Raw genomic sequence first — 23,950 nt, 5'->3', positions numbered from 1 at the left:
TTTTACGATCAAAACAAAAAAACTACTAGTTAAAAAACACTTCTTCTTCAGTTACAGTCTGCACCTGTTGTTCCGTGTAAGTATACCTTCCGGTATGGGCAATAAAGATCTCTTTTTGCTCTAGTAAACTGCGGTTTTCCAATAGTGTTTTCAAGCTGATGCTTCCGATTACATATTTGTAGTCCTGACGCGAAAAGCGTTCTACAATATTCTCTACCTGCAATTGAGCAAGGGTATCTTCATTTGAATAACGAAGGTATACTTCGATGTTTACGTTGTCGGTATGGATCAAACCATTTTGCTGATGGTACTTTTTATACTCGTAACGGTAATCATATCTTAAGGCAGCGATGTCGGAAAGTACGGCAGCACCTGTTGGGTGACCACCAGCGCCTTTACCGAAAAAGAACTGCTTGTCTGCGAAAGCTGCCTGAACAGTTACGCCATTGTATTCATTTTCTACGTTGAAAAGGAAGTCGTCGGATTTTACAAACTTTGGCAATACATAAGTTACCACTTGTTTTGTGCTGATTTTACGTGCTGTAGGAACCAGTTTAATCTTAAAGTTCTTCTCTTTTGCATATCTGATATCGTCGTCATTCAGGTTTTGAATGCCCACATTCAGAATGTCAGTAGGGTCGATAAACAAGCCATAAGCATGCGCTGTAGCAATCGCCAGTTTGAACTTTGGATCATAACCACCCACATCCATAATCGGATCAGTTTCTGCGAAACCAAGGTCTTGTGCTTGTTTCAGCGCTACACCATATTCCATGTTTTCATTGAAAATCTTAGAAAGAATATAGTTTGATGAACCATTAAAGATTCCGCTGATGCCATGTAGCAATTCATTGTTATAGTATTCTTCCAGGTTTCTGATGATTGGAATACTTCCACATACTGCACCTTCATACAATAAAGATACGCCATGTTTTTCCTGTAGGGCTACCAGTTCAGCAAGGTGATTGGCAATCATTTTTTTATTGGCAGAAACCACATTTTTACCGCTGATTAATGCGCGTTTTGTGATTGAATACGCTGCATCAGCATCATCGATCAATTCTACAATGGTATTGATTTCTTCGTTATTCAGGATTTCGTCGTGATCGGTAGTGAAAAGGTGCGCGTCTAAACTGCGTTTCTTTTCTGGATTTTTGATGGCGATTTTAATGATCTCCAGGTTTAGGTCCTGACCACGAATGATGTCATGTAATCCCTGTCCTACCACTCCAAATCCAAATAAACCAATTTTAAGTTTCTTGCTCATCTATCTAAGTACTATGCTGTTTTATGTAATTTAATTATTTTCTTGTTTGTGCTTTCTTTAAGGAAGTTCCCGATCACATTGGTCAGGACATCCGTTTCAATCAGGAATCCATCATGACCATAGGCAGAGTTTACACTAAAAAATTCTGCGTCAGGAATGTGTTTGCTCAGGAACTGTTGTTCAGAAATCGGGAATAACACATCGTTTTCTATCCCGATCACCAGGGTATTGGCTTTAATAGAGGCCAATGCATCGGTGATGCTGCCTCTGTTTCTACCAACATTGTGGCTGTCCATCGCTTTGCTCAGGTACCAGTAACTATAGGCATTGAAGCGCTTGCAGAGCTTTTCGCCCTGGTAGTTTTGGTAAGAGGAAGCGCGGAAGCTGCCTGTTTTTTCATTTACGCTCTCCAATTGAGTAGCGGTATAAGCATCGTAACTGCGGTAAGAGAGTAAGGCGATGCTACGTGCTGTTTTTAATCCTTTTGATCCGCCATCAGGTTTGTTGGCGTAGAAAGACCTGTCGGAGCTGATGGCTAAACGCTGACTTTCATTGAAAGCGATTCCCCATGGGGAATGTACGGCGTTGGTAGCTACCAGGATCAGGTTTTGTATGGCTGAGCTATCTTCGATTGCCCATTCTACGGCTTGTTGGCCACCTAATGAACCGCCAATAAGTACTTTGATCTCTTCAATACCCAAATGTGCTGCCAGTAAACGGTGTGCAGCTACCATATCACGGATGGTGACTTCCGGGAAAGCTAGGTAATAAGGCAGTCCTGTGGTTGGGTTTACGCTTAATGGGCTGGTGCTGCCGTAATGGGAGCTTAACACATTGGCGCAAATGATGAAATGTTCTTCAGGATTAAACAGGTCATTGTTTCCAAACAGACCTTTCCACCAATCCAATACGTCTGCATTGGCTGTCAACGCGTGACAAGCCCAGATCACATTGTCTTTTTTGGCGTTTAATTTTCCATACGTCTGGTAGGCAAGCTCGACTTTGCGCAATTTCTTGCCGCTTTCAAGTTTGAAAACTTTTGTGTGGGTATATGTGGAGGTAGTACTCATTGTGATGCTTTGGTAGTAAGGTGATTATTTACTGGAGATGATGGCAAATGCCTGTTCAAAATCCGCTTTGATATCGTCAATATGCTCGATGCCTACAGAAACGCGCAACAGGTTTGGTGTAACACCCGCGCTGATTTGTTCTGCTTCGCTTAATTGTTGGTGTGTAGTTGCAGCAGGCTGAATGATCAACGTTTTCGCATCACCTACATTGGCTACATGGCTCACCAATTTCAGGGAATCAACCAATGTTGTGGCCTGAGTTTTTTCTCCATGAAGTTCAAAAGAAAGTACAGCACCGAAACCATTTTGCAGGTATTTCTTCGCATTGGCATGGTAAGGGCTGCTTTCCAAACCGGGGTAGTTCACCTTTTTAACGGCTTCGTGGTTTTCTAACCATGTTGCTAATGCTAAAGCATTGTCTACATGACGTTGTACACGAAGTGATAGTGTTTCTAATCCCTGGATCAATAGGAAGGAGTTGAAAGGAGAGATGGCAGGACCGAAATCTCTAAGGCCTTCTACTCTGGCACGGATGGCAAATTGAATGTTACCAAATGGGCCGCCGATACCAAAAACATCGTTAAACACCAATCCATTGTATCCTTCAGAAGGCTCTGTAAATTGTTTGAATTTACCGTTACCCCAGTTGTAATTTCCACCGTCAACGATCACACCACCAATGCTGGTACCATGTCCGCCGATCCATTTTGTAGCCGATTGAACTACTACATGGGCACCATGTTCCAGTGGGCGGAATAAGTATCCTGCTGCACCAAATGTATTGTCTACGATTAAAGGAAGACCATGTTTGTTGGCAATAGCGGATATCTTTTCAAAGTCAGCGATGCTGAATGATGGGTTACCAATACTTTCCAGATAGATTGCTTTGGTATTTGCATCGATTTTCGCTTCGAAGTCTGAGGCATCATCGCCATTGGCGAATTTCACTTCAATACCTAGGCGTTTGAAAGCTACTTTGAATTGGTTGTAAGAACCACCATATAAATGTGAAGAAGAAACGAAGTTATCTCCGGCCTCCAGGATATTGTTTAAAGCGATGAATTGAGCCGCCATTCCTGAGCCCACAGCTACTGCTGCCACACCACCTTCTAAAGCTGCTACGCGTTTTTCGAAAACGTCTGTAGTAGGGTTCATGATTCGAGTGTAAATGTTACCGAATTCTTTTAAAGCGAATAGGTTGGCACCATGTTCAGAATTCTTGAATCCATAAGAAGTAGTCTGGTATAAAGGTACAGCTCTTGAGCCTGTTGTAGGATCAATTTCCTGACCTGCGTGTATTTGAAGGGTTTCGAATTTATGGTTGGTTGACATGCGGCTTGTTTTAAATGGTTGAAAAGGAAAGTCTTAGGTTTTCCAGCTCCTGATTAGAAATTAGGATTGGATATAGGGGTATAGCGTACCTCAATAGAGGCCTTCCGGATGGATCAAGAATGCAAAAGGAAGATTTTTGAATTTATCGCATGCAACAGCACATACAAATTGTACGCTGCTTACTACAATAATTGAAAAAATCGGATGTCATTTTAACTGTTTTCATTGTCTTAATTTATCTCTCCAGAACGCACCATGCGAACCGGTCAGGAATTGGCACCTTCTCCATTTTGGGAGGGTTGCCAGTGGGTCAAAGAGCCTGTCTCTCGCCACTTCTTTATAAATCAAAACCCAGTTGAAGGGGTGTTGACTTGAATAGCTTTCGCTAAGAATAATTCAAATGTAAGGATATTCACAAAATAACCAAAATATAATTCTGATTATTTTGTAAATAATTGAATTTCAGTGTTATAAAATGAAGTTATAACGGCTACTATCTTTGATGTTATTGGATTTTTAACCCAATGCCTGCTTAAAATCTTCGATTAAATCATCTATGTGTTCCAGTCCTACAGAGATCCGAATTAAATTCTGTGGGGTCTTGGTATCCGGGCCTTCTACAGAGGCGCGGTGTTCAATTAGGCTTTCTACGCCACCCAGACTGGTTGCCTGTGCGAATAACCTTACTGTATTGACTACCCTTCTTGCTTCCTGGGCACCACCATTCACTAAAATCGACAACATTCCACCGAAGCCGCTCATTTGTTGTTTGGCAATTTCATGTTGGGGGTGGGCAGGTAGTCCTGGGTAAAATACGGCTTCCACTTTAGGGTGTTTTTCCAGGTATTTTGCCAATGCCATTCCATTTTCGCAATGGCCACGCATTCGGTAAGGCAGGGTTTTGATACTTCTTAGTAGTAAAAAGCAATCGAATGGGGAAGGTACTGCACCACCAATCTGTTGGATATTCCTAATTTTATCCCAGAAAGGGGTCATTTTAGCGGTGATTAAAGCACCACCGAGTACATCGCTATGTCCACCGATATATTTGGTAGAAGAATGCATCACGATATCTGCACCAAGTTCAATTGGCTTTTGCAGGCATGGAGAAGCAAAGGTGCTGTCGCAGGCCAGTAAAAGGTTATGTTTTTTTGCAATCGCTGAGATTGCCGCAAGGTCAGTGATTTTCAATAAGGGATTAGAAGGTGTTTCCACCCAGATCATCACCGTGTTTTCTTTTATATAAGCTGGAATCTGAGAAAGATCCGTCAGGTCGATAAAGTCTATCGTTAAGGTATCTGCGAAGATGGATTGCAATTGTTTTTTAAAGCCCCAGTACATATCATCAGGAGCGATGATGTGGCTGCCGGGTGCTAAGGCCTGAAAAAGGGACATCCCTGCGGTGTTCCCAGAAGAAAATGCGCAGGCATCTACACCATTTTCAAGATCGGTCAATACTTTCTCTAATGAAGAGCGGTTTGGGTTGCTGACACGGCTGTACATATGTCCGCCAGAATAGCCACCATCTTCATCTCTAAAAAAGGTTGTGGACAAATTAATAGGCGGTGTCACATCACCAGTGGCGGATTCGTACAAATTTCCGGAATGTATAGCTAAAGTTTCTGGTTTCATTTTCAGGAGGATAAATAGTTAATCAGGGATCTGAACCCCACAAAGCTAAAGGTAAAAATTATTCTGTTGAAGTTTTGGCAAGATTTATGTAATTGAAACAGCATTGTGACTTTCTATGGTAAAAAGTACATTTTTGTCAGCAGGGTCAACAACAACACGAAAAATTAAACAAATAAAAAAATAGATTGATATGAAAAGAATATTCCTAATCGCGGCCATTTTATGTAGTTCATTAATGGTATTGCAAAGTTGCTCTCCAAAAGGTGGATCAGGTACCGAAGTGGTTAAAAGAGGTGATGTAACTGGTACATGGGTATTGAATGATATCACTTATGAAGGCATTCCTGAAGCTTCTGTAAAATCATTATTTGGCGAAGCAGCTCCAAATTGCTTTGTTGGTGGTACCTGGAGATTAACCAATAGTGGTAACGGTAGTTACAGCTTGCCAGGTGGTGGCAATTGCGCGGCAAGAACACAATCTATTTATTGGTCGGCAAGTGTACCAGATCAGACTTTCCAGTTTAAGAAAATCTATGAAGGTGATAAAGCGAAAAACATAACTGAAGGTTACCGTTTGGTACTTTCTACTTCTTCAAAAGAAACATTGGTGATCAAATCACCAGTGGAATATGGTAATTCAACTGCATACATCGTGTTAAATTTCACGAAAGCAGCAAAGTAAATTTTTGGTTAAATTTGGTTTAGGTTGAAGGGACTCGTGGTTGGGTCCCTTTTTTGTGCTTAAAAAAGCCTAATTTTGCGGCATTAAGGGAATACTATGATGTCAGACCTGATTATACTTTGTATAGTCTCTTTTTTTGCCGGTTTTATAGATGCGATTGTTGGTGGTGGTGGGTTATTGCAAACGCCTGCAATTATGATTGTGTTACCTCAATATTCGGTGGCTACCCTTTTTGGGACCACAAAAATCCCTTCTCTTTCCGGAACTGCTTTCGCGGCATGGAAATACTCCCAAAATGTAAAGTTGAACTGGCCATTGCTGATTTATATTGCAATAGCAGCATTTATTGGGGCTGTGCTGGGTGCGCACAGCATTACGCTCATCGATAATAGCATTATTAAACCCATCGTTTTCGCCATTCTAATTGTGGTGGCGGTGTATACGTATTTCAATAAGAAATTTGGTGTTCATCAGGAAAAGGAGCATACGGTATTGCAACAAGTGCTGATCGGTTTGTTATTTGGGTTTACCATCGGCTTTTATGATGGCTTAATTGGCCCTGGAACGGGTACCTTTTTTATCCTGGCTTTTATTGCTTTAATGGGTTATGATTTTCTACATGGGAGTGCGAGTGCAAAGCTGATCAATATGGCCACCAATATCGCCGCCATCTGTTATTTCGGAAGTACGGGGCATATCCTTTATGAGTTTGCCATACCTATGGCTTTTTGTAATGTTGGGGGTTCATTTCTAGGTACTAAACTCGCCCTGCTAAAAGGGAATAAATTTATACGCATCTTTTTTTTAATAGTGGTTTTCGGGACGATCCTGAGGTTTGCCTATGATATTTTTATCAAGGGCTAATTGTTGTTTTATGGTGTTGGAGAGGATTTCCTTTTCAGGCCCAATTGATATTTAATGAAGAAGAATAAAATATTTGTATTTGCGATTTTGATTTTTGCATTGGTGATGGCTGTTTTCGCCTTTGGCTTGTCGACCATTAAGACTGATGTTGCGGTAAGAAGGCCGGTTAATTTTCCGGCAATAGTGCAACAAGGACCTGCCTTAACAGTAGAAGGGGTTACCCTCGGACAAAAGTTGTTTGATGATGCCTTACTTTCCAAGAATGGGAAAGTGGCTTGTGCTTCCTGTCACAATCAAACGGATGGTTATGCGAGTAAAGGGATAAAAATCAATCCTGGAGTAAATGAAAACATCCATGGGACAAAGAATACGCCTGCTTTAATGAACCTGCAATGGAAGACTTCCTTTTTTAGGGATGGAAGAGAATCGCATTTGCGCAATACAGCAATTAATGCTTTAACCAGTCCGGCAGAAATGGGAGAGACGATGGAGAATGTGGTGAAAAAACTGAATGCTTCGCCGATCTATAAACATTATTTTAAATCGGTTTTAGGTGTAGATACGATCAAGGAAAGCGATATGACCGGGGTGATAGAGCAGTACTTGTTATCGTTGGTGTCTGCAAATTCACGTTATGATAAATTGGTGGTGAAACAGGAAAATACTTTTACGCCAGCAGAATTGGAAGGCTTGAAAATATTCAAAGAAAAGTGTGCAAGTTGTCATGCTGGAGATTTGTTTACCGATGAGTCTTCCAGGAATATAGGAACTTCTACTGCCAATGATCCGGTGAAAAAGTTTAAGGTTCCTTCTTTAAGAAATATTGAGGTTACGGCCCCTTATTTTCATGATGGCCGTTTCAATACGCTGGAGGAAGTGATGGTACATTATGCAAGTGGTGTACATCAGGAGAAAGATTTAGATCCTATGATGCAGACCAATGGAAAAGCAGGAATCCCATTAACGGATCAGGAGCAGAAAAAGGTCGTTGCCTTTTTGAAAACATTAACCGATAAGGACTTTATCTATAAAATGACGCTTCAATAAGCTTATAGTGCTAAAAGTAACTCAACAAGAAGGCCATTCCCGAATCAACAGGAATGGCCTTTTTTTTATAGCGTCACCAGGATAGGAGTTGCTTTGGATTAAACCTTAGGGTTTAATAATTTATTGATGCGGTCTGCCAGGTCCTCGTAATGACTTTTGATCAAAGGATTGGTTGCCGTCAATTGTAATGTTTTCACATTGCTCTGTAGTTTTTTCAATTCTGAGCGCACAATTAGTCTCATGTCAGAAATATTTGGGTTGTAAGGGGTGATGCCCATAATCGCATAACCCGATTCTACCACTGGTTTATCCAGTTTTAGCAGTACACCTAAACGATCTGTGTAAGATCTTTGTAATGATCTTTTGAAAACATCTGGTGTTTCTGAATTGAAAATTGAAGTACGTAAATCTGTTAGCAGGTTGTTTACGGTATACGCATTCGCTCCGTTCTTTTGCTCATCGTCAATCATTCTGGCAAAGCCGTAAGTTTCCAATAGGGAAGTCAGGACCTGATTTTGCATTTCTGTAATTCTGTGGTTAACTACCCCATAATCTACTCTTGCTAAAATTGAAGTATTCAATAACCAGTTAGGGGTTGTGAAAACCTGTTTGTTTAAGAAAGCAATGGCTTGTTGTTGCTTTGCTTTTGGCGTATAGCTGAATACTGCACCCGGCTCATCAACCGTTTTCAGGTCTTCCTGTAGGCCGCTTACATTAGCTACCACATGGTTTACATAACGTCTGTACTGACGGATTACTTCATAGTATAAATCGCTCAGGTCTTCCAGTTCTTTACCTGGCTCATAAGTCCATTTTTCCAGGTTAGGAAGGATTCTCTTTAGGTTTTCAATTCCATAAGTACTTGCTTTCATGGCATTGTCGCCCAGATCCTCACTTTGTGCGCGTGGGTCAATAGAACCTTGTTTTCCATAGAAGTACAAAGGATCTTTTGATTTTTTCAATACCATCGCATCCAGTGTCTTTTTCTCCTCTTTTACAGATTGCGCTGCAGGGAAATAAGTGTAACCAAATTTAATCGCGTATTGGTCGTAAGCGCCAATTTTAGGATAGATCTCTGTGATGCCATCGCCAGGTTGTGCGATATAGTTGAAACGCGCATAATCCATGATAGAAGGTGCGGTGCCATATTTAGCAGTAAAGGTTTTTGAACGTAGGGAATCTACCGGGAAAGCAGCACTTGAACCAAAGTTGTGCAATAAACCAATTGTATGTCCAACTTCATGAGAAGACACAAAGCGAACCAGTTGACCCATTTGTGCGTCGCTGATTTCTGAGCCTCTTGCTGCCGGATTAATGGCTGCTGTTTGTACAAAGAACCAGCTTCTCAATAATGACATCACGTTATGGTACCAGCCAATATGACTTTCTATAATCTCTCCGGATCTTGGATCGGCGATCCTTGGTCCGTAAGCATTTTCTGTAGAAGAGGCGAAGTAACGGATCACAGAATAGCGTGCATCTTCCGTACTAAATTCCGGATCTTGTTCTGGTGTTGGTGCTTCTTTTGCGACAATCGCATTTTTAAAACCTGCGGCTTCAAAAGCAGTATTCCAGTCGTTCACCCCTTGAATTAAGAATGGAACCCATTTTTTTGGTGTGGCAGGGTCGATGTAATACACGATTTGTTTTTTCGGCTCTACCAGCTCGCCACGGTTATAAGCGGCTTCATCTTTAGGCTCTAACCTCCATCTTTGGATGTATGCAGTAGGAGTAACGTGTTTGTCGCTAAGACCAAAATCCAATTGTCTTTCGGTAAAGTAACCCACTCTTTTGTTTTCCATACGCACTTTCATCGGCTCTTTAGGCAACAACACCATAGAGGTATTTAAACCAAAAGTCATGGCACCAACGGTTTTATCTGTTGGCAATTCTGGCGTTCTATAAGTTTTTACCGTTTTCACTTCTATGTTGGTAGGAAAACTTTTTGCGGTATCAATGAAAGAGCGGGTGTTGTCTATACCAGCAATTTTATAGGTCTTTTTCAGGCCTTCCGGTAATGACATTCCAGGGATATCTCCATTGTAAAAATCGGTAACGTCGATAACCACACCTTTTCCATTTGCGCTGAATGCTTTGATGTCAAAAGCCGCAAGAATAGGTAGGGCATTTGAGTTTTCCAGTGCCTGGTGTAAATCAGAGGATTTATCGGCCACGTACTTAAAGTTAGGCACTCTAATGAAGATTTGCTTATCGCGTTTTTCCCAGTTCCATACCTGGTTGTTGATCATTTCCCCACCATATTGAGATCTTGATTCTCTCAATGCAACCGGTGTTTGTGTAAATCTGGTCACTACAAGGAGGTCTCTGCCTAGTAATGAGTCTGGGATTTCGAAGAAGTATTTCTGGTCCACTTTATACACGTTGAATAGCCCTTGGTCGGCTTTAGTGCCGGCAGGGATAATTTCTGAGAACTTTTTGATGCTGCTTTTTTTTGCAGCGGAGTTTTTAGCGGTAGTATCCTGTACGGCTTTTCCGGCCATACTGCCTGGCCATTTTGTTTGCTGTGCAAATGCATTTCCGCCGATTAATGCAGAAAGTAAGATGAAGACAGCGCCCTTTGTCAGGGCGCTATTCTTCTGTTTTAAGGTAGATTCGAAGTTCATGAACAGGTTAAATTGTATATAAAGTAATTTGTGTGCGTAATAAATTGGCTTACCAGCCTTCATTCTGAGGTTTCAGGTTCGGGTTAGTTGCGATTTCCGTTAGTGGAATCGGTTGCCAGTAGTTTTTATCGGTAAATACCCTGCTGCCTGATTTTTTAGGAGCATAGGTGATGGTTCCATTAGTGGCTTTGGTAATGGTTACTCCATTTACAGATTTATTCAGGGTGTTGCCTGCTTCCTTCCAGCGACGTAAGTCGTTGTATCTGGTCTGGTCTTCAAAAGCCAGCTCAATTCTACGCTCATGGCGGATTTTAGCGCGCATTTCCGGCTGAGTTAAACCTGCAGGAAGCTCCGGCATTTTGGCTCTTTTGCGGATGTCATTGATGGCCTGATAAACGGTTACATCTGGTCCGATCGCTTCATTCTGTGCTTCTGCATAGTTTAATAGCACTTCTGCGTAGCGCATGATCACCCAGTTGGTGCTACTCGTTACATTCGGATCTTTGTTATAGTCGAAATCTTCGGCAATAAACTTCCTGATGTAGAAACCTGTAGGTGTCGGGTTTGAGGTTGGCATGTCTTTACCTTTGGTAAAGGTTTCTACCGCTCTACCTTTAAAGGTGGCATTGTTGTATAATACTGATTTTTCGAAGCGTGGATCGCGACCTGCATATGGGTCGGAGGCCAGGTAACCAGATCCGCTTTCGCCGATCATCTTTCCGTTTTTCATTTCATACTCATCCACAATCTCCTGAGTAGGGGCATTGGTGCCTTTTCCTCCGTATCCCGAAGGACTATTGTTCTTATCGAAACTATGTTGTTTTTCTCCTTTTAAGCCATTGTAACGGTATTCCAGGATCACCTCTGGTTTCAGTAACACATTCTTTTTTAGGAAAGGATCATTGTAATCCGCTTGTAAGCTGTAGTAAGTTGTGTTCATCACCTTTTTTGCGGATTCCGCAGCTGCCTGCCATTTCTCTAAACTATTGGCTGGATTGGTTAAGGAACTGGCTGCCCATAGCAACACGCGACTTTGGAAGGCTTGTGCAGCAGCACTGGTAATGCGGCCGTACTCTGTGTTTGGCCATGATGCAGGTAATTCTTCAACAGCCTGTGCAAGTTCTTTAACGATAAAGGCCATTCCTTCCTGGTGGCTCAGTTTAAAAGGCTTGTCTTGTGATTCTTCAATCGGTTGTGCTTTTAGTAATAAAGGAACATCCTTAAAACTGCTGAACAACTGGAAGTAAACGAAGGCTCTGAAAAAGCGCGCTTGTCCTAGCATTTCTTTTCTTTGCGCTACGCTCAATACCGGGGCAGTTTCTGCTTTTTCCAGGAAGTAATTGATCTTTCTGATTTGTGCATAGCTGTCTTTCCATAGGTTTTTTTGTGGAAAGGTAGTGGCATTGAAATCACCGGTCAGGTAGCCTGAAATCTTACTTTCTTCAGAACCGATCACCTGTATGTCGTCTGTAATGGCGGCAGGTAGGTATGTGGTGGTGTATCCACTGTTCAGGAAGTTGTAAAACTCATTTACGGATAGTTTGATCAGTTCCGGATCTCCCCATAAGGTGGCTTCCGAAATCAGGTTTAAAGGTTTTCTATCCAGGAAGTCTTTCTTGCAAGCGCTGAAGCTAAGCAGGCCTGCCATAAGGATAGTGGTGGTATATTTAAGGTTCATAATTGCTGATCTTTTCGATGAATAAATTAAAGGCCTAAACGAAGACCAAAAGAGAAAATCCTTTGTGGAGGGTATGAGTTGGCAAATGTGCCGGTAGACTCAGGGTCAAACCTCCTGTTGTTGCTGATGGTGAAAAGGTTTTGTCCCTGTGCGGTAATTGATAAGGAAGATACACCGATCTGCTTCAACACTTCTTTCGGAATGGAGTAGGATAATTGTGCGGTTCTTAGCTTAATATAATTTCCGTTTTTCACGTAAAAAGTAGAAGGATACCTGTTGGCTTCGTAGTTAGACAATAACCTTGGGTAACTCGCATTGGTATGCTCAGGTGTCCATCTGTCCAGGTGTGCTTCATAAAAGTTAGTCAAATCTGCTGCCGGCGCGTAATTGATGAATACCCCTGTAGAAGCCTGGAATAAGGCATCCGCAGTAAAGTTTCTCCATTTGAAGGCCAGTGATAAGCCATATACTGTTGGAGGAACAATGTATTTGGTTTCCACATCACGATCGGCACTGCCACTAAACAATTCTACTACACCATCTCCGTTTAAATCCACGTATTTGATGTCGCCGGGTTTACCACTTACTGGTGTTCCTCCTGGACTGGTCAGGTATTTTGGCCAGCTGTCTACATCCTGCTGATCTCTGAAAATTCCGTCTGCTTTTAAAATTCTGGAGGCACCCACCGGACGACCTTCCTGGCGTAATCCAGGTAAAACACTCTCATTTTCGCCATAATCAATCACCCTGCTTTTGGTGAAAGTCATGTTTAAGCGGGCAGAGAAGTTGACTTGCCCAATGTTGCTTTGGTGAGATACGGCAAACTCATAACCGTAATAATATTCTTTTCCAAAGTTTTCTAATGCCGGACTCAAACCGAAAGTTGAAGGCACATCATAACCTCTGGAACGCAGGATGTCATATTTAGATTTGCTGTAGTAATCGGCTTCCAGACCCAGTTTTCCTCCCCATAATAAGGCATCTAAACCGATGTCGAAAGCTTTCACTTTTTCCCAGGTAATATTGGTGTTCGGAACTGCAGTATTGGTGATTTTGGTCATCGGTGAAATGCCATTGCCAGTACCGAATACATAACCTGCAGGGAACAGACTGTAGTTGTAAAAATAAGTGTATAAAGATCCACCATCATTACCCAGTTTACCATAAGAGGTACGGAGTTTCAACTCGTTAATGAAGGGATAGCGATCTTTAATGAAATCTTCTTCTGATATAATCCAGGCTGCCGACAGGGAAGGGAATAAGGCCCTTCTTTTTCCTTTTGGATAGTATGGAGAACCATCATATCTGAAATTACTTTCCAGGATATATCTACTGTTGTAATTGTAGATAAAACGGGCTACTGCACTTTGACGGGCACTTTCTTGTGAGCTACCTGCACTTTTTTGTGTGGTCACATCTCCAAGAAACAACTGGTCAACGCTGGCAACCGGGTAATTGCTTCTTTCGGCAATCACGTTTTCTCCTTTGAATTCGTTCTGCTCATATAAGGCAAGTGCGGTAATCGAGTGTTTGCCAAACAGTCTTTTGTAGTTCAGGGAAAACTGTAGGTTGACATTCTCATTCAGGGATACAGTCTCGCTCAATGAAGCTCTTTCTGTGGCGTTTTGTTGGGTGTATTCGTCTTTTAAAGGATCTAATGAATATACCGGATAAGGAACTGTAAATTGTTTGGTTAAAGAGTTGTTCTTATCGACCGTAACTATACCATTTGCAGAAAGTCCTTTGACAAAAGGGATTTGTTGTGTTATTCTCAGGGAGCTGGTAAAGATGTTTCTACCCACCTTATTGTAACCTGCATCGTCCAATGCATCGGCTAAAGGGTTGCCGGAAAATCCAGAGAAAGCATACTTGCCATTAGAAAAACGGGCTGGGGATACGGAACCCAATACAGACATTCTGCTGAAAATGCTCTCCGCATATACAGCAGGATTTTTTGCGTTTTCGGTGATGTAGTTCAGGCCAACAGATAAGCTGGTGCTTGGCGTAACATCGAGGTCAAAATTACTGACAATACCATATCTTTTCATTCCTGAAGTACTGATCAGGCCTTCCTGATTGGTGTAAGTACCACTGATAAAGTACCTGGAATTGTTGCCACCACCGTTTAAACTTAGGTTGTGTTTTTGTAAAGCCGCAAAATCTTTCAATACAATTTTATACCAGTCGGTATTTGGGTAGCGGTCAGGATCTGAGCCGTCTTTGAATTTCTGAATCTCTTCGTCGGTGTATTTCGTTTTCGTAGAGCTACCTTTTTCTGCCTTGTCGTTGTCGTACATCTCATTGTTCAACAGCGCATAGTTGTAAGAATCCAGGAACTTAGGTAGTCTGGTGGCTTGCTGAATACCAAAATTACCATTGTAATTCATGGATACTTTGTTGGATTTTCCGCGTTTGGTAGTGATAAGTACCACACCATTGGCACCTCTGGCACCGTAAACGGCGGCAGAAGCATCTTTTAGTACACTGATACTTTCAATGGAATTGGGATCTAATTTGTCCATTTCCATTCCTACAATACCCATGCCTTCTCTGGCTACTCCATCAATCACGATCAGGGCTTCACCCATGCCACGGATTTTGATGGAAGAGCGGTCGCGGTCTGGTGTTCCTGAGGCACTCATATAAGACACCAATCCGGTTACTCTACCCATTAAAGTATTGGATACGTTAACGGCAGGTGATTGTACCAGTTCTTCTCCTTTGATTACCCCAATGGCACCTGTTAATAGTTTCTTTTGTTGGGTACCATATCCAATTACTACCGCTTCATTCAGTTCTCCAACACTCATGGTCATGGATACATTGATCTGCGTTCTCTTTTGAATGGCTACTTCTTCTCTTTTGAAACCCAGGTAAGAGAAGATTAAGGTTTGGTTTTCCTCCGCCTGGATTTTGTATAATCCTTCGGTATTGGTAATCGCCACTGCTGTTCCTTCTTTTACTAAAATGGTGACACCAGGCAATGGGATGCCTTTATCATCGGTTACTTTACCTTGTATGCTGATGATTTTTGCCGGGGCAAGTGATTCCGTTTTCTTGGTTTCTTTTAGGCTCAGTACAATGATGTTTTTTTCAATGGTATAGTTCAGTGGCTGATTCTTGAAAATCTCGGTTAATGCCGTGCTAAAAGCCGCATTTTTCAAGTCAAGGCTCAATGGTTTTGATTGTTGTATTACTTCATTATTGTAGATGAAGTAATAACCGGTTTGCTTTCTCAAGTCTTGCAAAACGGACTTCAAGCTGGTATTTTGCTTGGAAATTGTAACGCGCTGCGCAAAGGAAGCGGTACTTACCTGTATACCCAGGGTAATCAGGAGAATCAATGATAGTTTCATGATAATGAATACTTTTCTTAAGGTTTTTAGGCCATAAGGGGAAATGACTTTAGAATGTAGTCGTTCTTTCATAAATTTGAAATGTTTAGGTTTAAGTTGAAGGCAGTACGGATCCGGTGAAAACCGGGATTTCTTTTGGCTAAGCCTAAGCATTGACCTTCCAGGCCGCGAACCGGGTTGGTTATTTTCAGACTCGCCAGTGTTGGTTATGTGGCGGGTTTCATAAGATGGGGTTGTGGTGGTGGTTTGTTGATTTATTTTGTTTTTTGAATGATCACTTTGTTTTGTTCAATACCGAATTTGACGCCTCCAGTTCCTTCCAATACCCTTAGGAAAGTTGATAGATTGCTATCTCTGGGAATAACACCCGTGAAATAAAGGTTCGGTACTGCGCCTTTATATTGGACTTCTACATTGTACCAACGCTCCATTTGTTTCATTACTTCGGTGGTTGGCGTGTTGTTAAAGACGAAAGCTTCGTTTTTCCAGGCCAGTGCTTCTTCTAAATCTACCGTACTGATTTTCGGCGGACTTAGATCTTTATTACTCATTTGAGCTTGCTGTCCTGGTTTTAGAATCTGGTAATCGTTTGTTTGTATGCGACCTAGTTTTACACTTCCTTCAGCCAGTGTGGTACTGATCTGAGCTTGATCCGTATAAGCGTTGATGTTGAATTTTGTACCCAGTACTTCCAAAATCTGAGCATCTGAAATCACGCGGAAAGGTTGGTGTTTGTTCTTGGCGACTTCAAAATAGACCTCTCCACTGATGTTTACTTTTCTTTCCCCAGGTTGGAAAACTGTTGGGAAACGAATGGAGGAGGCTGCATTGAGCCATACCTTGGTGCCATCAGGAAGGATAATTCGGTATTGTCCACCTTTAGGCGTAGATACAGTATTGTATTTTAAAGTATTGGCATCGTCGGAACTGCTGCCGGATTGTTTGTTGTAAACCAGTTGTCCGCCTTTAGTATGACTAAAATCGATGTCTTTACGTTGTGCCAAAAGGTCATTGCCAGCTTCATCTAACTCCAGTTCGCTGCCATCAGCAAGCTTTAATATGGCTTTATCTCCGCCTGGTTTTACTTCGTTTTTAAACACGAGTTGTATTGGCTGAGGAGTTTTTGTATGCTGCTGATAGAAATAAATTCCGATGCTACTGGTTAAGACTACTGCTGCTGCGGCCGCCACTTTCTGCCAGCTGAAAATGCTGGTTCTTGAGGCTATTTTGCCGGAAGGTATGGTTTCCTCAAGTCTCGGAATCTCAAGCTCAATTCCCTGTTCTACTTTAGAAAATATGCGCTGGTATACGGAGTTTTCGTCCATGCCTACTGTTGCAGGCCATTCCACAATCTCTTTTTGCTGCGAACGGTACCAATTTAGCAATTGCTCCCGCTCTTCTATAGTACATGTACCATCGATGTATTTCTCAATTAATATAGCGGTATCTTCTTTTCTCATTAGGGTACATTAGTTTTTTAGCGGGTTGACAACATCTGTCTATTTTTCCTGCTAATTATAAGGTAGTACGCTGAACCGGGTACTTACCCTTAGTGGGATCTAAGAAAAAAGCGATTTTTTTTCTATTAGCGTGTTTTAGGCGCTGGAAGCCTGTTTTTTCTTGTTATTTTAGGAAAATAGAGCAGGCAATCAGGAGTATTCCTGAGTTATTGAGGTCTTTTCGGATTGTTTTTAAGGCTTTAGTGAGGTGGGCTTCCACTGTTTTTTCGGCAATGCCCATTTCTTTTGAGATTTCGGGAATGCTTAAGCCTTCATGGCGACTATATTTAAACACCAGTTTGCATTTTTCCGGCAATTGCTCTACAATGCCGTCGATGTATTCCTGTAAGAATTTAGCCTGAATCTTTTCTTCGTCCAAGGCAACCAGTTCGGTTTGATAATTAAGAATGGCGAGTTCGGCTCTTCTTTTTTCCTGATGAATACTTTTGAAGATGGAGAATTTGACTGCAGTAGCCAGGTAATTTTCAAGGATTTTGATTTCGAGGATAGCCCTTCTGTTCCATAGGCCGATAAATACTTCCTGCACGATTTCTTCAGCCGCAGAATGGTCTTTCGTATAATTATAGGAAACCGCAAGCAGTTTCTTCCAATAACGATTGAAGAGTTCAGTAAACGCAAGGCGATTGCCAAGACGTAGCTCTTCCAGCAGTTCCTGATCAGAAAAATTATGATAAACCCCCATATATCCCGAGGCTAATGTAGCGATAAAACAATTTTATTTCTGTATCTATCAGAATTTTGACTGTTTTTAATACGAATTATGGGCATAGGCTAATGCCTGGTAAATAGCAGGGTAGAAGAACTGTAATCCAAAGGGGATTTATCTTTGTTACTTGTACTTCCAGTTTCTCGTTTTTCCTTCTGCAATCCATTCCAATGCAGTAGTTAATCGTTTATTTCTGGTTTCCTCACTTTTTGCTTCCGTAATCCATTCCAGATATTCTTTTTTCTGTGAATAACTGAAAGCCTGGAAATGTTGGCTTGCGCTGGGATTGGCGGCTAAGCTTTTGGAAAGGTAGTCGGGGATGATGAGTTCGGTTTTTGGGGCTGCCGGTTTCTTGTCGACTTTAATACCTTCTTTGTTGAGGATGACCGCGTTTTGGATATAGGTCATGAAGATGTTTTTATCGGGCAGGTCGGCGATACTGCTGATTCTTCCGAATTGTCCCATGGCTTGTTCCTTATCAGTAGAAAGCAGGTGATGTGGGTCGGGAAGGAGGCTGCTTTTCCAAAAGCCAAAAGTACAATGGCTTTTGAAGGAGGCCATGCTACACACGGTTCCTTTATAATCGAAATGCGGGAAGCTCCATTTCATGGTTTCTATAATCTCCGGACAAGCTTCGTGTACCACTGCCCTAATATAGGTTAAGATCGGCTTTGCAAATTCTTCGGCATGATCAATATAGGCGTCAACTCTAGGGTCGTATTTTTCCATGGCTCATTTCTTATAATGGTTGATCTAAAATAATAAAAAATAAATTAGGGAAAACCTTTGGTGTTTTTTTTACTATTGCTTCTCTTTTACAAAATGCTGACAGCTAAAACCTGTTTAAAAAACGTGTATATGGTGATTTTATACTACTTTTGCTTCGGAGCAAGCCATTTTTTATATGCGCTTGTCTTTTTACATTTGTACCATTATCTCATTATACATGGATGCTAATTCAAAGCTGGCTTTAGTGCTGAACGACAGTGATTTGTCTGCCGAACTTAAAGCGATAGCAAACAAAGTTCAGAACCAGGAAAGAATCACCTTCGATGAAGGCGTATATCTTTATGAACATGCCGAACTAGGCTATTTAGGTGTTTTGGCGAACTACATCAGGGAGCAAAAACACGGTGATAAAACCTATTTTAACCGCAATTTTCATATCGAACCGACCAATGTTTGTGTGTACGACTGCAAATTTTGTTCTTATTCGCGTTTGATTAAACAACGTGAAGAAGGATGGGAGATGAGCGTAGACGGAATGATGGATGTGCTTAAAAAATATGATAATGAGCCGGTAACGGAGGTTCACATCACAGGTGGTGTGGTTCCAAAGCAAAATCTGGAGTTCTACAGTGATTTCTTTAGAAAGGCAAAGGCACATCGTCCTGAGCTACATATTAAAGCATTGACTCCGGTAGAATATTATTATATCTTCAAAAAGGCGAAGTTAACGCATTTTGAAGGGATGAAATATTTGCAGGAAGCTGGTCTGGATTCTATGCCAGGTGGTGGTGCAGAGATTTTTCACCCGGAAGTAAGGGAAAAGATTGCACATGATAAATGTAATGCAGAACAATGGTTAGACATTCATGAGCAAGCGCATAAGCTGGGCATGAAAACCAATGCAACCATGCTTTACGGACATATAGAAAAATTTTGGCATCGCGTTGACCATATGGAGCGCTTACGTCAGCAACAAGATATATCAGGAGGTTTCCAAGCCTTCATTCCATTGAAATTCAGAAATCAAAACAACCAGATGGACCATGTGCCAGAGGTTTCTGTGATTGAAGACTTAAGGAATTATGCCATTGCCAGAATTTATCTGGATAACTTTGACCATATCAAAGCTTATTGGGCGATGATTAGTCGCCAGACAGCACAGCTTTCTCTGAATTTTGGAGTAGATGATATCGATGGTACTTTAGATGATACCACCAAAATCTATTCGATGGCAGGAGCTGAAGAGCAACATCCAGCAATGAATACGGAAGAATTGGTGAACCTGATTAAACAGGTGAACCGTAAACCAATAGAAAGAGATACGCTATATAATGTGGTGACCGATTATACGGATTTCGTATTTGAAGGTGAAGTGAAACCACAGTACTATAAATTGCCGGTCATCAATTAATGGAGAAAGAACTATACATCATCAGACATGGTGAGACAGATTTAAACAAACAGGGAATTGTTCAGGGAAGAGGGATCAACAGTGATCTAAATGATACTGGAAGGGCACAGGCAGCGTCATTTTATGCGTTGTATAAAGACATTCCATTCGATAAGATTTATACTTCTACTTTAAAACGTACGCATCAAACCGTTAAAGGGTTTATTGATGCCGGACTGCCATGGGAACAATTGTCGGGTCTGGACGAGCTGGCCTGGGGTGTTTGGGAAGGAAAAGCCAATGATGAACACGCTATCGCTGCTTTTAAAGGCATGATGGAAAAGTGGCAATCCGGAGATTATGACAGTCATTTTGAAGGTGGTGAAAGCCCAAATCAGGTGAAAATCCGTCTTCAGGAGGCTTTAAATACAATTGTTAATGCGCCAAACGAGAAAAAGGTGTTGGTGTGTATGCATGGCCGGGCGATGAGGTTACTCCTTTGTCTGTTAACGGGCAAGCCTTTAAACGAGATGACAGAATTTCCGCATCAGAATACGACGCTCTACAAAGTCGACCTGAACGATGGTCAGTTTAAGATCATGGAGTTCAATAATACGGATCATTTAAAAACATTTCCAATTGAGTAAGATTAAAATTTCTGCAGTTTCCTATACCAATACCAAGCCTTTTATGTACGGTATTGAGCATTCAGGGCTGATTAATAAAATAGATTTAAGTTTAGATATTCCTACAGACTGTGCTGCCAAATTGATTAATAATCAGGTGGATATTGGTCTGATTCCTGTGGCTGCGATTCCTCAGGTACCTAATGCAAATATCATTGCCGACTATTGTATCGGCTCTGTTGGGGCAGTAAATTCCGTGTTTGTGTTTAGCAATGTCCCTTTTTCCGAGATTAAAACTGTAAAACTGGATAGCCATTCCCGCACTTCCAATAACCTTGCTAAGGTGCTGTTGAAATTCCATTGGAAGCAGGAGGTTAATTTTACAACTGATCTGGATGCCCAAACGGATGCAATGGTCTTAATTGGCGACCGTACCTTCGGTAAAAAATCCAACTATGCTTATGCCTATGATATGGGAGAGGAATGGATGAAATTTACTGGTTTACCTTTTGTGTATGCTGCATGGGTAGCCAATAAAACAATTCCTGAAGCCTTTATTGCTGAATTTAATCAGGCATTGGCTCTTGGTCTTTCTCATCGTAAAGATTTATTGAAGGAGCTACCGGAAATTGCTGATTTTGACATGGAAGATTATCTGTGTCATAAGTTGGATTTTGACTTGAGCGATAAAAAACGCGAAGCATTGAACTTGTTCTTATCCTACATAGAACAATTATAACATTTATAGTTTTCAACAAAGCTTAGAGGTTAACCATTCAGGTGCTATCTTTACGGTTTTGTAAATAAGATACATTTTGGCTAAAGACAAGACTAAAGAGACACCTTTAATGCAGCAGTACAATGCTATTAAAGCAAAGTACCCCGGTGCATTATTATTGTTCAGAGTAGGCGACTTCTATGAAACATTTGGTGAAGATGCCGTAAAGACCTCCCAGATTCTGGGGATTGTATTGACAAGAAGGGGCAATGGGCCGGGTGGTCATATTGAACTGGCAGGATTTCCACATCATTCTTTAGACAATTACTTGTCGAAATTGGTTAGGGCCGGACAAAGGGTCGCGATTTGCGATCAGCTGGAAGATCCAAAAATGACCAAAACCATTGTAAAACGCGGGGTAACAGAATTGATTACTCCCGGCGTTGCTTATAGTGATAATATCCTGAGTCAGAAGTCTAACAACTACCTTGCTGCTGTTTATTTCGATAAAACAGGATTAGGGGTGTCTTTTCTGGACATTTCTACCGGAGAGTTTTATGTGGCTCAGGGCAATGAAGAATATATCGACAAGCTTTTACAAGGCTTTAAACCCACAGAAGTTATTTTTCAAAAGAGTAAAAGGAAGGAATTTCTGGAGCTTTTCGGGGATAAGTTCTATACCTTCAGTTTAGACGACTGGGCATTTACTGCTGATTATGCGAATGAGATCTTAAACAAGCATTTTGAAGTCAATTCCTTAAAGGGATTTGGCGTAGATAAATTGCCTAATGGGATCATTGCGGCAGGGGTAATCCTTCATTATCTGAATGAAACAGAGCATAAGAACCTAAAGCATGTGAGTTCTATTGCGCGTTTAGAGGAAGATAAATTCATGTGGCTGGATCGTTTCACGATTCGAAACCTGGAATTGGTGAGTTCTAATAATGAGAATGCGGTAACGCTTTTTCAGATTTTAGACCATACTTCTACGCCTATGGGCGCGCGTTTGCTGCACCGATGGATCATTATGCCGCTTAAGGAGCTGAAACCAATTCAGGAACGCCTTGGGATGGTGGATTATCTGGTGAAAGATGCGGAGCTGGTAGAGAAATTTCTAGACCATATCAAACAGATTGGTGATCTGGAACGCCTGATTTCTAAGGTAGGCTTACTAAAAGTTGGCCCTAGAGAATTGTGTCAGCTGAAAAAAGCATTGTACCATATTGAGTCGGTTAAGGACATCGCAAACGCTTCTGATAACCCATTTTTAATGGCTTTAGCAGCGCAGTTGGATCCTTGTTTATCCATCCGTGAAAAACTGGAAAAGGAATTACAACAGGATCCTCCGGCTTTACTGATCAAGGGAAATGTGATTGCCGATGGGGTGGATGAAGAGTTAGACCGATTGCGTAAGATCTCCTTTGGTGGAAAAGATTATTTAATAGAAATTCAAAAAAGAGAAGCAGCCATTACCGGCATTCCTTCTCTTAAAGTGGCCTTTAATAACGTATTTGGTTATTATCTGGAGGTTACGCATACACATAAAGATAAGGTTCCTACCGAATGGATCAGGAAACAGACCCTGGTAAGTGCTGAGCGCTATATTACACCAGAGTTGAAAGAATATGAGGAGCAGATCCTGGGTGCGGAGGAGAAGATCATGCAGATCGAAATCCGCCTTTATGGAGAGTTGATGTTCCTTGTTAGTGCTTATATCAAACAAATCCAGCTGAATGCTTTCTGCATTGCACAACTGGATGTATTGCTTTGCTTTGCACAATTGGCGGTTAAAAATCACTATGTGAAACCGGCAATGAATAAGGGTAAAGGACTGGATATTAAGGGTGGCAGACATCCAGTGATTGAAAAGAGGTTGCCTGTAGGCGAAGAGTACATTACCAATGATGTGTTTCTGGATAATGTGACGCAGCAGATCATCATCATTACGGGACCCAATATGTCTGGTAAGTCGGCCATATTAAGGCAAACCGGTTTGATTGTACTGATGGCACAAATGGGTTGTTTTGTTCCTGCTAAAGCGGCAACGATTGGCCTGGTAGATAAGATATTTACCAGAGTTGGTGCTTCAGACAACCTTTCTTCCGGAGAAAGTACGTTCATGGTTGAAATGAATGAGACAGCAAGTATCCTAAATAATATTTCGGAAAACAGCCTGATCTTATTGGACGAAATTGGTAGAGGGACGAGTACTTATGACGGTATTTCCATTGCCTGGGCTATCGCAGAATTCCTGCATACTCATCCAACGGCCAAGCCTAAAACATTATTCGCGACGCATTATCATGAGTTGAATGAACTGGCGAATACCATGAGCAGGATCAAGAACTTTAACGTTTCCATTAAGGAAGTGGGTAATAAAGTGATTTTCCTACGCAAGTTGGTGCCTGGTGGTAGTGAGCATAGTTTCGGTATCCATGTGGCGAAGATGGCTGGAATGCCTCCTAAGCTGATCAACAGGGCCAATGAGATCCTGAAAAAACTGGAGATCGACCGTACCGAAGGTCAGAGCATTAAAGATAGCATTAAGAAAGTACAGAATCAGGCCTATCAGTTGCATATGTTTGCCATTGATGACCCGGTTTTGGTTAAAATAAGAGATACTTTAAATAACCTGGATGTAAATGTTTTGACACCGGTAGAAGCCTTGCTGAAACTGGATGAGATACAACGCATCATTAAACAATAAAG

At 41.5% G+C, this 23,950-nt stretch carries 17 protein-coding genes and 1 riboswitch; of the genes, 7 read left to right on the top strand and 10 right to left on the bottom strand.

Annotation, left to right across the window (positions count from 1 at the left end; all coding sequences use genetic code 11):
• Positions 1 to 25 precede the first annotated feature (25 nt).
• The 4 genes from R2S10_RS06890 to R2S10_RS06875 form a co-directional block, all read right to left on the bottom strand.
• Complete coding sequence (locus tag R2S10_RS06890) at positions 26 to 1,267, bottom strand: homoserine dehydrogenase (RefSeq protein WP_316839709.1); 1,242 nt, start codon at positions 1,265 to 1,267, stop codon at positions 26 to 28.
• 11 nt (positions 1,268 to 1,278) lie between these two features.
• Positions 1,279 to 2,337 carry an alpha/beta fold hydrolase gene (gene metX, locus R2S10_RS06885; RefSeq protein ID WP_316839708.1) on the bottom strand — a complete coding sequence of 353 codons (1,059 nt, stop codon included), beginning with the start codon at positions 2,335 to 2,337 and terminating at the stop codon, positions 1,279 to 1,281.
• A 24-nt stretch (positions 2,338 to 2,361) separates the two neighbouring features.
• Positions 2,362 to 3,669 (bottom strand): O-acetylhomoserine aminocarboxypropyltransferase/cysteine synthase, encoded by a 1,308-nt coding sequence (locus R2S10_RS06880; RefSeq protein ID WP_316839707.1) that lies wholly within the window; start codon positions 3,667 to 3,669, stop codon positions 2,362 to 2,364.
• A gap of 232 nt (positions 3,670 to 3,901) precedes the next feature.
• Positions 3,902 to 4,015, bottom strand: a riboswitch (SAM riboswitch).
• Positions 4,016 to 4,185: 170 nt separating this feature from the next.
• On the bottom strand, positions 4,186 to 5,301 hold the full coding sequence (locus R2S10_RS06875; RefSeq protein ID WP_316839706.1) for a trans-sulfuration enzyme family protein: 1,116 nt from the start codon (positions 5,299 to 5,301) through the stop codon (positions 4,186 to 4,188).
• A 190-nt stretch (positions 5,302 to 5,491) separates the two neighbouring features.
• Here R2S10_RS06875 and R2S10_RS06870 point away from each other — a divergent pair, with 190 nt between their 5' ends.
• The 3 genes from R2S10_RS06870 to R2S10_RS06860 all read left to right on the top strand — a co-directional run bounded on the left by R2S10_RS06870 (position 5,492) and on the right by R2S10_RS06860 (position 7,894).
• Positions 5,492 to 5,983: a lipocalin family protein gene (locus tag R2S10_RS06870; RefSeq protein WP_316839705.1), complete on the top strand. Its 492-nt coding sequence runs from the start codon at positions 5,492 to 5,494 to the stop codon at positions 5,981 to 5,983.
• Between the two features lie 96 nt (positions 5,984 to 6,079).
• The gene (locus tag R2S10_RS06865) at positions 6,080 to 6,847 is read left to right on the top strand and encodes a sulfite exporter TauE/SafE family protein (RefSeq protein WP_316839704.1); all 768 of its coding nucleotides are present in this window, start codon (positions 6,080 to 6,082) and stop codon (positions 6,845 to 6,847) included.
• Positions 6,848 to 6,901: 54 nt separating this feature from the next.
• Positions 6,902 to 7,894 (top strand): cytochrome-c peroxidase, encoded by a 993-nt coding sequence (locus R2S10_RS06860; protein WP_316839703.1) that lies wholly within the window; start codon positions 6,902 to 6,904, stop codon positions 7,892 to 7,894.
• Between the two features lie 98 nt (positions 7,895 to 7,992).
• On the opposite strand, the gene R2S10_RS06855 is transcribed toward R2S10_RS06860, so the two are convergent.
• From R2S10_RS06855 to R2S10_RS06830, 6 genes are all read right to left on the bottom strand, one after another.
• On the bottom strand, positions 7,993 to 10,518 hold the full coding sequence (locus R2S10_RS06855; RefSeq protein ID WP_316839702.1) for a zinc-dependent metalloprotease: 2,526 nt from the start codon (positions 10,516 to 10,518) through the stop codon (positions 7,993 to 7,995).
• 49 nt (positions 10,519 to 10,567) lie between these two features.
• Complete coding sequence (locus R2S10_RS06850) at positions 10,568 to 12,196, bottom strand: RagB/SusD family nutrient uptake outer membrane protein (RefSeq protein WP_316839701.1); 1,629 nt, start codon at positions 12,194 to 12,196, stop codon at positions 10,568 to 10,570.
• Between the two features lie 26 nt (positions 12,197 to 12,222).
• A complete protein-coding gene (locus R2S10_RS06845; RefSeq protein WP_316839700.1) occupies positions 12,223 to 15,624 on the bottom strand; it encodes a TonB-dependent receptor in 3,402 nt (1,133 codons plus the stop codon).
• A gap of 182 nt (positions 15,625 to 15,806) precedes the next feature.
• Positions 15,807 to 17,012 (bottom strand): FecR family protein, encoded by a 1,206-nt coding sequence (locus R2S10_RS06840; RefSeq protein WP_316839699.1) that lies wholly within the window; start codon positions 17,010 to 17,012, stop codon positions 15,807 to 15,809.
• 163 nt (positions 17,013 to 17,175) lie between these two features.
• Positions 17,176 to 17,754 carry an RNA polymerase sigma-70 factor gene (locus R2S10_RS06835; protein WP_316839698.1) on the bottom strand — a complete coding sequence of 193 codons (579 nt, stop codon included), beginning with the start codon at positions 17,752 to 17,754 and terminating at the stop codon, positions 17,176 to 17,178.
• Between the two features lie 147 nt (positions 17,755 to 17,901).
• Positions 17,902 to 18,507 carry a YdeI/OmpD-associated family protein gene (locus R2S10_RS06830; protein WP_316839697.1) on the bottom strand — a complete coding sequence of 202 codons (606 nt, stop codon included), beginning with the start codon at positions 18,505 to 18,507 and terminating at the stop codon, positions 17,902 to 17,904.
• Between the two features lie 217 nt (positions 18,508 to 18,724).
• On the opposite strand from R2S10_RS06830, the gene mqnE reads away from it, so the two are divergent.
• The 4 genes from mqnE (at position 18,725) to mutS (ending at position 23,948) form a co-directional block, all read left to right on the top strand.
• On the top strand, positions 18,725 to 19,918 hold the full coding sequence (gene mqnE, locus R2S10_RS06825; RefSeq protein WP_316839696.1) for an aminofutalosine synthase MqnE: 1,194 nt from the start codon (positions 18,725 to 18,727) through the stop codon (positions 19,916 to 19,918).
• Positions 19,918 to 20,544, top strand: coding sequence for a histidine phosphatase family protein (locus tag R2S10_RS06820; protein ID WP_316839695.1), 627 nt, complete (start codon positions 19,918 to 19,920; stop codon positions 20,542 to 20,544). Before mqnE ends, R2S10_RS06820 begins: the two co-directional genes overlap by 1 nt.
• A complete protein-coding gene (locus R2S10_RS06815) occupies positions 20,537 to 21,262 on the top strand; it encodes a menaquinone biosynthesis protein (RefSeq protein WP_316839694.1) in 726 nt (241 codons plus the stop codon). Before R2S10_RS06820 ends, R2S10_RS06815 begins: the two co-directional genes overlap by 8 nt.
• Before the next feature lie 76 nt (positions 21,263 to 21,338).
• Positions 21,339 to 23,948, top strand: a complete 2,610-nt coding sequence (gene mutS, locus R2S10_RS06810) for a DNA mismatch repair protein MutS (protein ID WP_316839693.1) — start codon at positions 21,339 to 21,341, stop codon at positions 23,946 to 23,948.
• Positions 23,949 to 23,950: the final 2 nt, after the last annotated feature.

The organism is Pedobacter gandavensis (genome assembly GCF_032678745.1).
Classification (GTDB): domain Bacteria; phylum Bacteroidota; class Bacteroidia; order Sphingobacteriales; family Sphingobacteriaceae; genus Pedobacter; species Pedobacter gandavensis_C.
This window is presented reverse-complemented; position numbering and strand designations above follow the sequence as displayed.

Bases quoted from the DNA above. Each gene is read 5' to 3' on its own strand.
- R2S10_RS06890 (WP_316839709.1), bottom strand. From the start codon at position 1,267: ATGAGCAAGAAACTTAAAATTGGTTTATTTGGATTTGGAGTGGTAGGA.
- metX (WP_316839708.1), bottom strand. From the start codon at position 2,337: ATGAGTACTACCTCCACATATACCCACACAAAAGTTTTCAAACTTGAA.
- R2S10_RS06880 (WP_316839707.1), bottom strand. From the start codon at position 3,669: ATGTCAACCAACCATAAATTCGAAACCCTTCAAATACACGCAGGTCAG.
- R2S10_RS06875 (WP_316839706.1), bottom strand. From the start codon at position 5,301: ATGAAACCAGAAACTTTAGCTATACATTCCGGAAATTTGTACGAATCC.
- R2S10_RS06870 (WP_316839705.1), top strand. From the start codon at position 5,492: ATGAAAAGAATATTCCTAATCGCGGCCATTTTATGTAGTTCATTAATG.
- R2S10_RS06865 (WP_316839704.1), top strand. From the start codon at position 6,080: ATGATGTCAGACCTGATTATACTTTGTATAGTCTCTTTTTTTGCCGGT.
- R2S10_RS06860 (WP_316839703.1), top strand. From the start codon at position 6,902: ATGAAGAAGAATAAAATATTTGTATTTGCGATTTTGATTTTTGCATTG.
- R2S10_RS06855 (WP_316839702.1), bottom strand. From the start codon at position 10,518: ATGAACTTCGAATCTACCTTAAAACAGAAGAATAGCGCCCTGACAAAG.
- R2S10_RS06850 (WP_316839701.1), bottom strand. From the start codon at position 12,196: ATGAACCTTAAATATACCACCACTATCCTTATGGCAGGCCTGCTTAGC.
- R2S10_RS06845 (WP_316839700.1), bottom strand. From the start codon at position 15,624: ATGAAAGAACGACTACATTCTAAAGTCATTTCCCCTTATGGCCTAAAA.
- R2S10_RS06840 (WP_316839699.1), bottom strand. From the start codon at position 17,012: ATGAGAAAAGAAGATACCGCTATATTAATTGAGAAATACATCGATGGT.
- R2S10_RS06835 (WP_316839698.1), bottom strand. From the start codon at position 17,754: ATGGGGGTTTATCATAATTTTTCTGATCAGGAACTGCTGGAAGAGCTA.
- R2S10_RS06830 (WP_316839697.1), bottom strand. From the start codon at position 18,507: ATGGAAAAATACGACCCTAGAGTTGACGCCTATATTGATCATGCCGAA.
- mqnE (WP_316839696.1), top strand. From the start codon at position 18,725: ATGGATGCTAATTCAAAGCTGGCTTTAGTGCTGAACGACAGTGATTTG.
- R2S10_RS06820 (WP_316839695.1), top strand. From the start codon at position 19,918: ATGGAGAAAGAACTATACATCATCAGACATGGTGAGACAGATTTAAAC.